Origin of the sequence: Streptomyces sp. NPDC005722, assembly GCF_040630935.1 — a bacterium.
In the GTDB taxonomy this organism is placed as follows: domain Bacteria; phylum Actinomycetota; class Actinomycetes; order Streptomycetales; family Streptomycetaceae; genus Actinacidiphila.
The window spans coordinates 41,162-54,115 of record NZ_JBEXYN010000001.1 but is presented as its reverse complement, the minus strand read 5'-3'; the positions used below and the strand labels follow the sequence as shown (position 1 = coordinate 54,115).

14 protein-coding genes and 1 pseudogene are annotated in these 12,954 nt (G+C 73.0%); 9 read left to right on the top strand and 6 right to left on the bottom strand.

Annotated features, from left to right (window positions below):
- The first annotated feature begins 4 nt into the window (after positions 1-4).
- Complete coding sequence (locus ABZ479_RS00255) at positions 5-1,492, top strand: aldehyde dehydrogenase family protein (RefSeq protein WP_500459084.1); 1,488 nt, start codon at positions 5-7, stop codon at positions 1,490-1,492.
- Entirely contained in the window at positions 1,485-2,399 is a 915-nt protein-coding gene (locus ABZ479_RS00250; protein ID WP_500459083.1) for an aldehyde dehydrogenase family protein, read from the top strand. Before ABZ479_RS00255 ends, ABZ479_RS00250 begins: the two co-directional genes overlap by 8 nt.
- A 133-nt stretch (positions 2,400-2,532) precedes the next feature.
- On the opposite strand, the gene ABZ479_RS00245 is transcribed toward ABZ479_RS00250, so the two are convergent.
- Entirely contained in the window at positions 2,533-2,883 is a 351-nt protein-coding gene (locus ABZ479_RS00245) for a hypothetical protein (protein WP_500459082.1), read from the bottom strand.
- A gap of 172 nt (positions 2,884-3,055) precedes the next feature.
- Here ABZ479_RS00245 and ABZ479_RS00240 point away from each other — a divergent pair, with 172 nt between their 5' ends.
- The gene (locus tag ABZ479_RS00240) at positions 3,056-3,679 is read left to right on the top strand and encodes an ATP-binding protein (RefSeq protein ID WP_500459081.1); all 624 of its coding nucleotides are present in this window, start codon (positions 3,056-3,058) and stop codon (positions 3,677-3,679) included.
- A gap of 163 nt (positions 3,680-3,842) precedes the next feature.
- Here ABZ479_RS00240 and ABZ479_RS00235 read toward each other — a convergent pair whose 3' ends face one another.
- Positions 3,843-4,619: a SigE family RNA polymerase sigma factor gene (locus ABZ479_RS00235; RefSeq protein ID WP_500459080.1), complete on the bottom strand. Its 777-nt coding sequence runs from the start codon at positions 4,617-4,619 to the stop codon at positions 3,843-3,845.
- A 187-nt stretch (positions 4,620-4,806) separates the two neighbouring features.
- On the opposite strand from ABZ479_RS00235, the gene ABZ479_RS00230 reads away from it, so the two are divergent.
- The 5 genes from ABZ479_RS00230 (at position 4,807) to ABZ479_RS00210 (ending at position 8,526) form a co-directional block, all read left to right on the top strand.
- On the top strand, positions 4,807-5,484 hold the full coding sequence (locus tag ABZ479_RS00230; protein WP_500459079.1) for a response regulator: 678 nt from the start codon (positions 4,807-4,809) through the stop codon (positions 5,482-5,484).
- Positions 5,481-7,043 (top strand): ATP-binding protein, encoded by a 1,563-nt coding sequence (locus tag ABZ479_RS00225; protein ID WP_500459078.1) that lies wholly within the window; start codon positions 5,481-5,483, stop codon positions 7,041-7,043. Before ABZ479_RS00230 ends, ABZ479_RS00225 begins: the two co-directional genes overlap by 4 nt.
- Complete coding sequence (locus ABZ479_RS00220; protein ID WP_499606627.1) at positions 7,040-7,699, top strand: hypothetical protein; 660 nt, start codon at positions 7,040-7,042, stop codon at positions 7,697-7,699. The genes ABZ479_RS00225 and ABZ479_RS00220 overlap by 4 nt, the downstream gene beginning before the upstream one ends.
- Before the next feature lie 53 nt (positions 7,700-7,752).
- Positions 7,753-8,241: a VanZ family protein gene (locus ABZ479_RS00215; RefSeq protein ID WP_499606626.1), complete on the top strand. Its 489-nt coding sequence runs from the start codon at positions 7,753-7,755 to the stop codon at positions 8,239-8,241.
- An 84-nt stretch (positions 8,242-8,325) separates the two neighbouring features.
- On the top strand, positions 8,326-8,526 hold the full coding sequence (locus tag ABZ479_RS00210) for a PspC domain-containing protein (protein WP_500459077.1): 201 nt from the start codon (positions 8,326-8,328) through the stop codon (positions 8,524-8,526).
- Positions 8,527-8,600: 74 nt separating this feature from the next.
- Here the strand turns inward: ABZ479_RS00210 and ABZ479_RS00205 are convergent, their stop codons facing one another.
- Positions 8,601-8,930: a hypothetical protein gene (locus ABZ479_RS00205; RefSeq protein WP_500459076.1), complete on the bottom strand. Its 330-nt coding sequence runs from the start codon at positions 8,928-8,930 to the stop codon at positions 8,601-8,603.
- A gap of 166 nt (positions 8,931-9,096) precedes the next feature.
- Positions 9,097-10,290 carry an adenosine deaminase gene (locus ABZ479_RS00200; protein ID WP_499606623.1) on the bottom strand — a complete coding sequence of 398 codons (1,194 nt, stop codon included), beginning with the start codon at positions 10,288-10,290 and terminating at the stop codon, positions 9,097-9,099.
- 101 nt (positions 10,291-10,391) lie between these two features.
- On the opposite strand from ABZ479_RS00200, the gene ABZ479_RS00195 reads away from it, so the two are divergent.
- A complete protein-coding gene (locus tag ABZ479_RS00195; RefSeq protein ID WP_499606622.1) occupies positions 10,392-11,177 on the top strand; it encodes an alpha/beta fold hydrolase in 786 nt (261 codons plus the stop codon).
- 912 nt (positions 11,178-12,089) lie between these two features.
- Here ABZ479_RS00195 and ABZ479_RS00190 read toward each other — a convergent pair.
- A pseudogene (locus ABZ479_RS00190) lies at positions 12,090-12,257 on the bottom strand (LysR substrate-binding domain-containing protein); the annotation flags it as partial.
- 8 nt (positions 12,258-12,265) lie between these two features.
- Complete coding sequence (locus ABZ479_RS00185) at positions 12,266-12,925, bottom strand: HAD family hydrolase (RefSeq protein WP_500459075.1); 660 nt, start codon at positions 12,923-12,925, stop codon at positions 12,266-12,268.
- Positions 12,926-12,954: the final 29 nt, after the last annotated feature.

Here is a 12,954-nt window from a genome sequence, read left to right as displayed (position 1 = left end):
TCCGATGACACAGACCAAGAAGAACCAGCAGCCCCAGCCGGCCGCGCAGCCGAAGCCGGGCTCCGCCTTCGCGTACGCGCCGGCCCCGGAGTCCCGCTCCGTCGTCGACATCGCCCCGTCCTACGGCCTGTTCATCGACGGCGAGTTCACCGACGCCGCCGACGGCCGGGTCTTCAAGACCGTGAGCCCCTCCACCGAGGAGGTCCTCTCCGAGGTCGCCCGGGCCGGCGAGGCGGACGTGGACCGGGCCGTCGGGGCCGCCCGCAAGGCCTTCGCGTCGTGGTCGGCGCTGCCCGGCTCCGAGCGGGCCAAGTACCTGTTCCGCATCGCCCGGATCGTCCAGGAGCGCTCGCGCGAGCTGGCCGTCCTGGAGACGCTGGACAACGGCAAGCCGATCAAGGAGACCCGCGACGCCGACCTCCCGCTGGTCGCCGCGCACTTCTTCTACTACGCCGGCTGGGCCGACAAGCTCGGGCACGCCGGCTTCGGCCCGGCCCCCCGCCCGCTGGGCGTGGCCGGCCAGGTCATCCCGTGGAACTTCCCGCTGCTGATGCTGGCGTGGAAGATCGCCCCCGCGCTGGCCACCGGCAACACGGTCGTGCTCAAGCCGGCCGAGACCACCCCGCTGTCGGCGCTGTTCTTCGCCGACATCTGCCGCCAGGCGGGCCTGCCCAAGGGCGTCGTCAACGTCCTCCCCGGCTACGGTGACGCCGGCGCCGCGCTGGTCGCGCACGAGGACGTGGACAAGGTCGCCTTCACCGGCTCCACCGCCGTCGGCAAGCAGATCGCCCGCACCGTCGCCGGCAGCCGGAAGAAGCTCACCCTGGAGCTCGGCGGCAAGGGCGCCAACATCGTCTTCGACGACGCGCCCGTCGACCAGGCCGTCGAGGGCATCGTCAACGGCATCTTCTTCAACCAGGGTCAGGTCTGCTGCGCGGGCTCGCGGCTGCTGGTCCAGGAGTCCGTCGCGGACGAGGTGCTGGACGCGCTCAAGCGCCGGCTGTCGACGCTGCGCGTCGGCGACCCGCTGGACAAGAACACCGACATCGGCGCGATCAACTCCGCCGAGCAGCTGGCCCGGATCACCGCGCTCGCCGAGGCCGGCGAGGCCGAGGGCGCCGAGCGCTGGTCGCCGGCGTGCGAACTGCCCTCCGCGGGCTACTGGTTCGCGCCGACGCTCTTCACCGGGGTCACCCAGGCGCACCGCGTCGCCCGCGAGGAGATCTTCGGCCCGGTGCTGTCGGTGCTCACCTTCCGCACCCCGGCCGAGGCCGTGGAGAAGGCCAACAACACCCCGTACGGCCTGTCCGCCGGGATCTGGACGGAGAAGGGCTCGCGCATCCTCTCGGTCGCGAACCAGCTGCGGGCCGGTGTGGTGTGGGCCAACACGTTCAACAAGTTCGACCCGACCTCGCCCTTCGGCGGCTACAAGGAGTCGGGCTTCGGCCGTGAGGGCGGCCGCCACGGTCTGGAGGCCTACCTCGATGTCTGACAAGCACGAGAAGACCGAGGCGGCGCGGCTGTCCGTCTTCAAGACCTACAAGCTGTTCGTCGGGGGCAAGTTCCCGCGCAGCGAGAGCGGGCGGGTGTACGAGGTGACCGACGCCAAGGGCAAGTGGCTCGCCAACGCCCCGCAGTCCTCCCGCAAGGACGCCCGTGACGCGGTGTCCGCCGCCCGCAAGGCCTTCGCCGGCTGGTCGGGTGCGACCGCGTACAACCGGGGGCAGATCCTCTACCGCGTCGCGGAGATGCTGGAGGGCCGCCGGGAGCAGTTCGTGCGCGAGGTCGCCGAGGCCGAGGGGCTGTCGAAGTCCAAGGCGGCGGCCGTGGTGGACGCCGCGATCGACCGCTGGGTCTGGTACGCGGGCTGGACGGACAAGATCGCCCAGGTCGTAGGCGGCGCCAACCCGGTGGCGGGCCCGTACTTCAACCTGTCGAGCCCCGAACCGACCGGTGTGGTGGCGGTCGTGGCGCCGCAGGAGTCGTCCTTCCTCGGCCTGGTCTCGGTGATCGCCCCGGTGATCGCCACCGGCAACACCGCCGTGGTGGTGACCAGTGAGCGGGCCCCGCTGCCCGCGCTGTCGCTGGGCGAGGTGCTGGCCACCTCCGACCTGCCGGGCGGGGTGGTCAACATCCTGTCCGGCCGCACCGCCGAGGTCGCGCCGACGCTCGCGGCGCACATGGACGTCAACGCGCTGGACCTGGCGGGGACGGTGGACGACGCCGCGCTCGCGAAGGAGCTGGAGGTCGCCGCCGCGGACAACCTCAAGCGCGTGCTCCGTCCACAGGCTGTGGACTGGGCCGCCGAGCCCGGCACGGACCGCATGACGGCCTTCCTGGAGACCAAGACCGTCTGGCACCCCGCGGGTGCCGGCGCGGCCTCCGGCTCCGCGTACTGACCCGTTCCCCCGGCGGCCCGTCCCGTCGCCGGGGGGACGACGGCGCCCGCACGACCGGCGGCGGGCCCCCGCGAACGAGACGTCCGCGGGGGCCCGCCGCCGTACGCGTGGCCGTACGCGTCCCGGAGCGGCGTCAGCCGCCCTGCAGGGTCCTGACGGTGTCGCCGACCAGCGGCAGGTCGGAGACCGTACGGCTGTCGGCGACCGGCTTGGTGACGTCCGCGGTGGAGACCGGCTTGAAGTCGGCGACCTGCGAACCCACGGAGTTGTCCAGCGGGTTGACGCTGGTCTGCGCGAACGGGTTGACCGGCAGGCGGTTCACCGTGCCGATCAGGGCCGACGTCGCCGCCCGGCCGGCCTTGGCGGCCGTGGCCGCTCCTTCGCTCTCGGCGTCCGCGTGCGCCGCCCCCGCCGAGGCGACGGCCGCGACGGACGACACCGCGAGGACGGTGGCGCGGAGAAGGGTGCGGGAGAACTGCGGCATGAGGATCCACCTGCCTGGTCGCCGGCCCGCCCACGGACCGGTCCCGGGACGGCGCGGCGACCGTCCCCGTACGCGACAATGACGTCACTCACGGTATTAGGTTGAACATCACGCATCCAAAGCATGTCCCGGCGGGTCACTCCAAAGGCGTAATGCGTCACACTGGTGTCCCGTGAGCTCTCGCCCTCCCGCCGCCCGCGTGATCCTGCTGACCGGTCCCTCCGGATCCGGCAAGTCCTCCCTCGCCGCCCGCACCGGCCTGCCGGTCCTGCGGCTGGACGACTTCTACAAGGAGCACGACGACCCGTCGCTCCCCATGCTTCCGAGCGGCATCGGCGCCGACTGGGACTCCCCGTCGTCCTGGAACGCCGACGCGGCGGTGGACGCCGTCGCGGAGTTGTGCACCACGGGCCGGACGGCCGTCCCGGTGTACGAGATCTCCACCAGCTCCATCACCGGGCGGGCGGAGGTCGGCCTCGACGGGGCGCCGCTGTTCATCGCCGAGGGCATCTTCGCCGCCGACATCGTCGCGCGCTGCGCCGAACTCGGCCTGCTCGCGGACGCGCTGTGCCTGAGCCGGGGCGCGGTCACCACCGCACGCCGCCGCTTCGTCCGCGACCTGCGCGAGGGGCGGAAGTCGCTGTCCTTCCTGCTGCGCCGCGGCTGGAACCTGATGCGCGCCGAACGGGACATCGTCGCCCGGCACGCGGCGCTCGGGGCGCACGTGTGCGACCGCGACGAGGCGCTGGAACGGATCGGTCGTGCAAAATTCCCACCGGTCGCCGTCCGGGTTTGAACGAAACGGCGCGCGGGTCCGTAAGGACATGCGTGAGGGAGCGGTGCGCACAGACCCCCCGCTGGGCGCGACCGCTCCCTCTTGCTTCCCCCGATCCCCCCGTGGGCTCCCCCGATCCCCCCGATCCCCCGTGGGCCCCCCGGTTCCCCCGTTCCCCCCGGCGTCAGGCCACCAGCTCGCCGAACGCCGCCTCTTCGTCGACGCCCGCGCTGAGCGTCTGGTCCTCGCGCAGCCGGCGCAGGGAGCGCCAGATGCTGCTCTTCACCGTGCCGACGCTGATGCCGAGGATCTCGGCGATCTCCGGGTCGGTGCGGCCCTCGTAGTAACGGAGCACCAGCATCGTGCGCTGCGGCTCCGGGAGCTTGGCCAGTGCCTGCCACAGCACGGCCCGCAGTTCGGTGCCGCGCATCGCGTCCGTCTCGCCCGCCGTCTCCGGCAGCTCCTCGGTCGGGTACTCGTTGAGCTTGCGGCGCCGCCAGGCGCTGATGTGCAGGTTGGTCATGGTCCGGCGCAGGTAGCCGCCGACCGCGGCCTTGTCGCTGATCCGGTCCCAGGCCCGGTAGGTGGAGAACAGCGCGCTCTGCAGCAGGTCCTCCGCCTCGTAGCGGTCGCCCGTCAGGTGGTAGGCGGTCGCGTACAGGGAGGCCCGGCGCTCCTGGACGTACGCGGTGAAGTCCGCGTCCGCCGTGAAGCACCGCTCCCCCGGGATCTCCCGGGCCCCCGTGGCCTCCCCGCCGGCGACACCCCCGTGTCCCCCGTCTCCCCCGTGACCGCCCTCGACCGCCGTGATGTACGGCGGCCGGTTGCGGACCACCTGACGCCCGGTGCCACGAGCGCACCCCCGCCCGCCCGTGGCACCGGACTTCTCTGCGCCCCTGCCCGCGGTGTGCAGGCGCGGCTGAAGGACTGCGGTGGTCGTCGTGCTGTGCAGTGCGTTCATTTCGCGCCCCCCGTGGGTGGAGCCGGTCTGGTCTTCGTACCTGTCCGGCGAGGGCCGCCCGGTGGCGTCCCCGTCGATGGGCATTAGCCTGCCGTGCCAGTTTCATGGCGCTGTCCGCCGAGTGTCACAGCCCCGTCACAGACCACGGCGGTACCTTCCACGGGTCCTCTTGGGAGAGAATGCGAGCGTGCCTTTCCTGTTGCTGATCGAGGACGACGACGCCATCCGAGCGAGCCTCGAACTCGCCCTGTCGCGCCAGGGCCACCGTGTGGTGGCCGCGGCCACGGGCGAGGACGGGCTGAAACTGCTGCGTGAGCAGCGGCCGGACCTGATCGTGCTGGACGTGATGCTCCCGGGCATCGACGGATTCGAGGTGTGCCGGCGCATCCGGCGCACCGACCAACTGCCGATCATCCTGCTGACCGCGCGCTCCGACGACATCGACGTCGTGGTGGGTCTGGAGTCCGGCGCCGACGACTACGTCCTCAAGCCCATCCAGCCCCGCGTGCTGGACGCCCGCATCCGTGCCGTGCTGCGGCGGGGTGAGCGGGACAGCACCGACTCGGCCGCCTTCGGCAGCATCGTCATCGACCGCTCGGCGATGACCGTCACGAAGAACGGCGAGGACCTGCAGCTCACGCCGACCGAGCTGCGGCTGCTGCTGGAGCTGAGCCGCCGGCCCGGACAGGCCCTGTCCCGGCAGCAGTTGCTGCGGCTGGTGTGGGAGCACGACTACCTCGGCGACTCGCGGCTGGTGGACGCCTGCGTGCAGCGGCTGCGCGCCAAGATCGAGGACGTGCCCTCGTCGCCGACCCTGATCCGTACCGTCCGGGGTGTCGGGTACCGCCTGGACGCGCCGGCGTGACTCAACCGCTCCACGAGGACCGCGAGGACACGACGGGTGACGACGGCACGGACCGGCGGCTGAGCGGCTGGAGGTCGCGGCTGCTGCGGCTGACCAGCCTGCGGCTGCGGCTGGTCGCCGTCTTCGCCGCGGTGGCCCTGGCGGCCGCCGTCTCGGCCTCCGGCATCGCGTACTGGCTCAACCGCGACGCCGTGCTGACCCGCGCCCAGAACGCCGCCCTCAACGACTTCCGCGCCTCGATGACCCGCAACGCGGGCTCGCTGCCCCGGCACCCGTCCTGCGACAAGCTGGCCGACGCCGCGCGCAACATCGGCAGCAGCACGCAGAACTACCAGGTGCTGCTGATCGGCACCGGCCCGGACGGCGAGCGCTGCGCGACCAAGTCGCAGAGCGACGGCTTCTCGCTGGACGCCGTCCCCTCCACGCTCCGCAAGGCCGTCAGCAAGCGCAACCCCAAGGCGGGCGACCCCGCCGAGTACCACCTGTACTGGCAGCGGGTCACCCGCGACGGCCAGCCGTACCTGGTGGGCGGGGCCAAGGTGATCGGCGGCGGGCCGACCGGCTACATGTTCAAGTCGCTGGAGGCCGAGCGCAAGGACCTCAACTCGCTGGCCTGGTCGCTCGGCATCGCCACCGCCCTCGCCCTGATCGGCGCGGCCCTGCTCGCCCAGGCCGCGGCCTCCACCGTGCTGCGGCCCGTGGCCCGCCTCGGGGACGCCGCCAGGCGGCTCGGCGAGGGCAAGCTCGACACCCGGCTGCGGGTCACCGGCACCGACGAACTCGCCGAGCTGTCGCGGACGTTCAACCGCACCGCGGAACGGCTGGAGATGCGGGTGGACGAGCTCAGCCAGCGCGAGGCGGCCAGCCGCCGCTTCGTGGCCGACATGTCGCACGAGCTGCGCACCCCGCTGACCGCCATCACCGCCGTGACCGAGGTCCTGGAGGACGAGGCGGACTCGCTCGACCCGATGATCGCCCCGGCGGTGCGGCTGGTGGTCAGCGAGACCAAGCGGCTGGGCGAGCTGGTGGAGAACCTGATGGAGGTCACCCGCTTCGACGCGGGCACGGCCCGCCTGGTCATGGACGACGTCGACGTCTCCGACCTGGTCACCGCCTGCATCGACGCCCGTGCCTGGCTCGACGCGGTGGAACTGGACGCGCCGCGCGGCATCATCGCGCTGCTCGACCCGCGCCGCATCGACGTGATCCTGGCCAACCTGATCGGCAACGCCCTCAAGCACGGCGGTTCGCCGGTCCGGGTCAAGGTCAGGCAGGACGGGGACGAACTCGTCGTCGAGGTCGCCGACAACGGCCCCGGCATCCCGGAGGACGTGCTGCCGCACGTCTTCGACCGGTTCTTCAAGGCGGACGCCTCCCGGGCCCGTTCCGAGGGGAGCGGCCTGGGCCTGTCCATCGCCCTGGAGAACGCGCACATCCACGGCGGAGAGATCGCCGCGGCCAACGACCCTGCCGGCGGTGCGGTGTTCACGCTGCGGCTGCCGATGCGCACCGGGGCGGGCCAGGCGGCGGAGACCGAGGAAGGGAACGAGAGCAAGTGACGCAGCCGTCCCGGGGCGCCGCCCCGGACGCCCCGGCTCCGACCTCCGCGGGTGCCGCCCGCCGTCGGCGCGCCCCGCTCCTCACCCTGCTCGGCGTGGTCCTGCTGGCCGGCTGCGGCATCCGCACCACCTCGGTGCCGGTGGACGCCGGGCCCGCGCCCTCCCGTGTCTCCTGCGCGGTGCCGGACGAGGAGGCGACCGCCACGGCGACGACCTCGGCGTCGCCCCGCGGGCTGACCGCCCGGGTGTACCTGGTGTGCAGCGCCCAGGTGGCCGCGGTGAACCGCTCGGTGCGGACCGAGGGCCTGGACCAGCTGGGCACGGCCGTGCTGCTCCTGCGCGAACTGCAGCACAAGCCGCGCGGCGGGGAGTCGTCGGCCGGCTTCACCACGGCCGTGCAGGGCGACCTCGCGGTGGAGGGACCGCGCCGCGACGACCCGCGCGGCTCGCTGCGGCTCAGCGCCCCGCTGGGCGACCTGCCGCCGTTCGCGCTCGCCCAGCTGGTGTGCACCTACGCGGGGACGGCCGCGAGCTCCGTCACCGGCGGGGTGCTCCTGGGCGGCCCCGACGACACCCCGGTGCGCCGCTTCACCTGCACCGGCGACCTGCGCACCGACCCGGAGGCGGCCGAGACCGCTGGAACCGCCGTAAAGTGACGGACGTCCTTCCAGGCGTGCGGCGCGACGGCTCTCTCCCGAAAGTGCGCGCGGTGGGCCTGGTACTCGCCGCGGTCCATCTGGCCCTGGTCGGGTGGCTGATGTTGCGTCCGCAGTACGTGCCCTGGGTGGACGCCCCCAACCTCCGTCCGTTCGCCAGCATCCGCTCCGACCTCGCCCTCGGGCCCGCGGAGGCGGCCCGCCGGATCGGCGCGGGGCTGGCGCTGCTGGCCCCGCTGGGTGTGCTGCTGCCGATGGCGGGCGGCCGGGTGCGGGTGTCGGCGCCGGGCTCGTTCGCGCGCACGGTCTTCGCGGGGCTGATGATCTCGCTCGCGCTGGAGTTCGTGCAGACCGGGGTGCCGGGCCAGATATTCGACGTGGACGCCCTGCTGCTCAACACGGCCGGGGTCGCGCTGGCCCACCTCGCCGTGGTGCCCGCGGTGCGCGCCTGGGTGCACCGGCGCAGCGTCCGCCGGCAGGCCCGGCTGACCGGCACTCAGGGGCGGACCCCGAGGATTCCCAGGGTCGGGATCGCACCGTAGAGCGACGATTCACGACGGTATGCGCTCGTACGGTGATGTCATCGGCCGGAGAGACCGGCCTGGACTCCCGAAGGAGCACCCACCATGTCCGCACTGGTCCGCCCCCGTCACGGCCGGATGATCGCCGGGGTCTGCGCCGGGCTCGCAGACCGGTTCGGCACCTCCGCCACCACGATGCGCGTGATCTTCCTGCTGTCGTGCCTGCTGCCCGGGCCGCAGTTCCTGCTCTACCTCGCGCTGTGGCTGCTGCTGCCGAACGAGGGGGGCACGAAGGCCGCCGTGTGACGCCACGGCCCCGGAGCACCGGCGGGCCGCACCCCTCAGGGGTGCGGCCCGTCCGCCGTGCGTACGGCCGGTGCTCAGCCGCCGATCGGCAGGCCCTGCAGCGGGAGCTGACCCAGCGGCAGCTGCCCGCCGACCGGGAGGCCGCCGAGCAGGGTGCCCAGGCCCTGGGGGGCGTTCTGCACACCGGGGACGAGGTTGGTCGACTTCGGCAGGCCGCTGGTGACGGCGTCGACCGGGACCGCCTTCGCGACGTTGGCGACCGGCACGGAGGCCGGCAGGGCCGAGGCGTCCGGCAGGCCGAGGTTGGCTTCCGTCGGAGCGGCGGAGGCGACGCCCGCGGCGGCCCCGACGAAGGCCACGCCCAGCGCGGCGGCACCGAGAGTCTTGACGGTTCCGGTCTTCATGGTTGCGATCCTCGTGATGGGGGATGGTGCGTCCGCCGCGGCACACACGGATGGTGTTCGCGGGATTTCGGAACGTAGCGACGGAACGCGGGGCGGTGCAAGCAGCCGCGCGCGGCCGCCCGGGGCCCGGACCGGCCCGCACCGGAACGGCGGGCCGGCCCGGTCCTCATCCCTCTTCCGGCGAGGAATCGCTGGCCACGGCGGTGCCAGCGGTCGTCTGGCGGAACAGCCACTCGGCCTTCAGCTCCGAGTAACCGGGCTTGATCACGTCATTGATCATCGCGAGACGTTCATCGAAAGGGATGAAGGCCGACTTCATCGCGTTGACCGTGAACCACTGCATGTCGTCGAGGGTGTAGCCGAACGCGGCCACCAGTTCGGCGAACTCGCGGCTCATGCTCGTACCGCTCATCAGGCGGTTGTCAGTGTTGACCGTGACCCGGAAGTGCAGCCGGCGCAGCAGCCCGATGGGGTGCTGCGCGTACGAGGCGGCCGCGCCGGTCTGCAGGTTGGAGGTGGGGCACATCTCCAGGGGGATGCGCTTGTCGCGCACGTAGTTGGCGAGCCGCCCGAGGGAGACGGAGCCGTCGTCCGCGACCTCGATGTCGTCGATGATGCGCACGCCGTGGCCGAGCCGGTCGGCGCCGCACCACTGCAGCGCCTGCCAGATGGAGGGCAGGCCGAAGGCCTCGCCGGCATGGATGGTGAAGTGGAAGTTCTCCCGCTGGAGGTACTCGAAGGCGTCGAGGTGGCGGGTGGGCGGGAAGCCGGCCTCTGCGCCCGCGATGTCGAAGCCGACGACGCCCCGGTCGCGGTAGCGGATGGCCAGTTCGGCGATCTCCTGGGAGCGGGCGGCGTGCCGCATCGCGGTGAGCAGGGCGCCCACCCGGATCCGGCCGCCCGCCTCGCGGGCCCGCCGTTCGCCCTCCCGGAAGCCCTCGTTGACGGCCTCCACGACCTCGTCGAGGGAGAGCCCGCGTTCGACGTGGAGTTCCGGGGCGTAGCGCACCTCGGCGTAGACGACGCCGTCCGCGGCGAGGTCCTCCGCGCACTCGGCGGCGACCCGGGTGAGCGCCTCGCGGGTCTGCATGACGCCGACCGTGTGCGAGAAGGTCTCCAGGTAGCGCTCCAGCGATCCGGAGTCGGCGGCCTCGCGGAACCAGGTGCCGAGCTTGTCCGGGTCGGTCTCGGGCAGGCCGTCGTAGCCCGAGGTGCGGGCCAGGTCGACGACGGTGCCGGGGCGCACGCCGCCGTCGAGGTGGTCGTGGAGCAGTACCTTGGGCGCGCGCCGGATCTGCTCGGGCGTGGGGGTGGCCCCCGCAGCGCCCGCGGGGAAGGGGAGCGTGCTTGAGCTCGTCATTTCCGAAACATACCCCCTACGCGCGTAGAACTCTTGGATGATGCTGAATATTGACCTCCTGGCCAGGTCGTGCACACCTTCCCGTCTGCCATGGTTACGCCATGGCTTCGCAAGCTTTACCGGTGCGTGGTGCGCGGTTGGGGAAGAGAGTGACTCCGGGTCTGAACCCGGCGGCCCGGCGGGAGACGGACGAGGAGGCGGTCCGTGCTGCCGTGCTGCTGCTGCCCGGCGGCAGTGCGCTGAGCACCCGCCGGCGCTCGCCCGTGGCCGCCGCGGCGATGGTGCCGCTGGCGCGCCGGCTGGTGCGGGCGGCGGGACGCGGTGAGGGCCTGGCGGTGCACGTCGTGCACTACCGCTTCCGCGGCTGGAACGGCGGTCACGCCCACCCGGCCGAGGACGCGCAGTGGGCGGTCGACGAGGTCGTCCGCCGTTACGGTGACGTACCGGTGTCGCTGGTCGGCATGGACATGGGCGCCCGTGCCGCGCTGCGGGCCGCGGGCCACCCGGCCGTCAACTCCGCGGTCGCCATAGCCCCGTGGCTGCCGGACGGGCCCGAACCCGATCCGGTGAAACAGCTGATAGGCCGCCACGTCCTGATCGTGCACGGCACGAACGACGGCTCCACCCACCCGGACCTCTCCTACCGGCTGGCCGAGCGGGTGAAGAAGGTCAACCGGGACGTGTGCCGCTTCGAGGTGCACACCGACGGCCACCTGCTCCACGACCACCGCTCCGAAGTGGCCTCCCTGACGTCCGACTTCGTCCTCGGCACCCTGCTGGGACGTTCCTTCGCCCGCCCGGTCGCCGACGCGCTGGCCGCCCCTCCCCCGCTCGGCCTGCGCATGCCCCTGGCCTCCGGCTTCGGCCGGTCCCCCCAACTGCGCTGAGCCGTCCGGCGACCCCCGGGCTCACCGCCGCCCGCCCACCCTCCGTTCGACGAGGTCGGCGACCCGGGTGAACGCGGCCACCTCGTCCTCGGGCAGGGCGGCGCCGGGACCTGCCAGGAGGACCGACGCCGCCAGGCGGAAGATCAGGGCGCGCAGGAGCAACTGCGCGCCCTCGGCACCGGGGGCGGCCGAGTCCACCAGGTCGTGCGGAGCGCCGTGGTGGAGGAGGCCGTCGACCGCCACGATCGCGTCGGCGTACGCGACGGGTCGCCAGTACGGGGAGAAGTCGATGACCGCGGGGTCCCGGCCGGCCGCGAAGAGGACGTTCCCCGTCAGGTCGCCGTGGATGAGCCGGGCCGGCGCGTCGAACGGTGCGCGGAGCCGCTCCAGCCGGGCGAGCGGCCTCGAGACGTCCGCCGGCGTCCACGCCGTCGCCTCCCCCCAGGCGAGGCGATCGGCCACCGCCCACGGATGCCGCCGCGCGTCCAGGTGAGCGGGACGCGGCACATCGCGCAGGGCCTCGTGGAAGGCCCTTCCCGCGGCCAGCAGGTCGGCCCATCTGCCGGCGGGGCCGGGCTCCCCCGGCAGGAACTCGGTCGCTGCCCAGCCTTCGACGACGTGGCCGCCGTCCGTGGAGCGCAGGAACCGCGGCACCCGGAAACCCGGGCGCCCCCGCAGACGTTCCATCAGCCCCGCGGCCCATGCGGTCTCCGCCGCGTCGGCGCCCGGCTTCAGCACCGCGCCGGCCACCCGGAAGCTCTGCCCCCGGCCTCCTTCGAGCGGCTCGGGCCGGCCGGACAGCCCGAAGGCCTCCAGGACACGCGGGGGCGGCGGGATCGCGCCGGTCGCACGGGGCATGCGCCGTATCCTCCGGGACCGGCGGCACCCCGCGCATCCGGGTTCCGGGGCGGCCCCGCGCAGGGTCTCGGCCTCCTCCCCCTCGAAACCCACCCGCGGGGTGAAGCCCGCCTCCGCGCACAGGGCGTCGGTGATGCGCCGCAGCCCGTACCCGGCCTCCAGGCTCACGAACAGCTCCCCCGAGGCCTCCGCCAGACGCACCCTGCGACGGGAGGCAAGGCGCAGCGAACTCAGCGGGGAGCCGCCGCCAGCAGCGCGGGAAGGTCGCGCATGTCATCGAAGACGACGGTTCCCGGGCCTTCCAGCCGCGAGGCCGGCGTGAGCCCGCCGCAGTAGCCGAAGGCCCGCATGCCGGCGGCCCGGGCGGCCTGCACGCCGTAGGCACTGTCCTCGATCACCGCGCACCGCGCGGGCTCCACCCCCATCGAGCGGGCGGCGTGCAGGAAGAGATCGGGTGCGGGCTTTCCCCGACGGACGTCGGCCGCGCTGAAGATGCGCTCCTCGAAGTGGTCCCGCAGAGCAGTGATCTCCAGGCTCCGTCTGATCCCGGCGTGGTCACCGTTGGACGCGACGCAGCAGGCCGTGGTCAGACGGTCCAGAACCTCCGCGATGCCGTCGACGGCCGTCAGTTCGGCCTCGAGAGCCGCCTCGTACAGGTGCTCGTACGGCTGCTGCCAGTCCTTCTCCAGGCGCCGTCCGAGCCGTTCTTCGACGGCGGCGGTGTACACCTCGGTGGACGAACCCACGAACCGCTCGATGATCTCGGCCTCGGTGAACGCGCACCCCAGCTCGGCCATGATCATCGCGTCGACTCTGACGCATATCCTCTCGCTGTCCACCAGCACGCCGTCGCAGTCGAAGATCACCAGCTCCACAGGGCTCCACGTCATGACCGGCATCGTAGAGGCGCCGCCGGACA

What these genes read in the sequence shown, in the direction of transcription:
- ABZ479_RS00235 (WP_500459080.1), bottom strand. Translation starts at nt 4,619, where the DNA reads ATGAACGCACTGCACAGCACGACGACCACCGCAGTCCTTCAGCCGCGC.
- ABZ479_RS00185 (WP_500459075.1), bottom strand. Translation starts at nt 12,925, where the DNA reads ATGACGTGGAGCCCTGTGGAGCTGGTGATCTTCGACTGCGACGGCGTG.
- ABZ479_RS00245 (WP_500459082.1), bottom strand. Translation starts at nt 2,883, where the DNA reads ATGCCGCAGTTCTCCCGCACCCTTCTCCGCGCCACCGTCCTCGCGGTG.
- ABZ479_RS00255 (WP_500459084.1), top strand. Translation starts at nt 5, where the DNA reads ATGACACAGACCAAGAAGAACCAGCAGCCCCAGCCGGCCGCGCAGCCG.
- ABZ479_RS00205 (WP_500459076.1), bottom strand. Translation starts at nt 8,930, where the DNA reads ATGAAGACCGGAACCGTCAAGACTCTCGGTGCCGCCGCGCTGGGCGTG.
- ABZ479_RS00210 (WP_500459077.1), top strand. Translation starts at nt 8,326, where the DNA reads ATGTCCGCACTGGTCCGCCCCCGTCACGGCCGGATGATCGCCGGGGTC.
- ABZ479_RS00195 (WP_499606622.1), top strand. Translation starts at nt 10,392, where the DNA reads ATGGCTTCGCAAGCTTTACCGGTGCGTGGTGCGCGGTTGGGGAAGAGA.
- ABZ479_RS00200 (WP_499606623.1), bottom strand. Translation starts at nt 10,290, where the DNA reads ATGACGAGCTCAAGCACGCTCCCCTTCCCCGCGGGCGCTGCGGGGGCC.
- ABZ479_RS00250 (WP_500459083.1), top strand. Translation starts at nt 1,485, where the DNA reads ATGTCTGACAAGCACGAGAAGACCGAGGCGGCGCGGCTGTCCGTCTTC.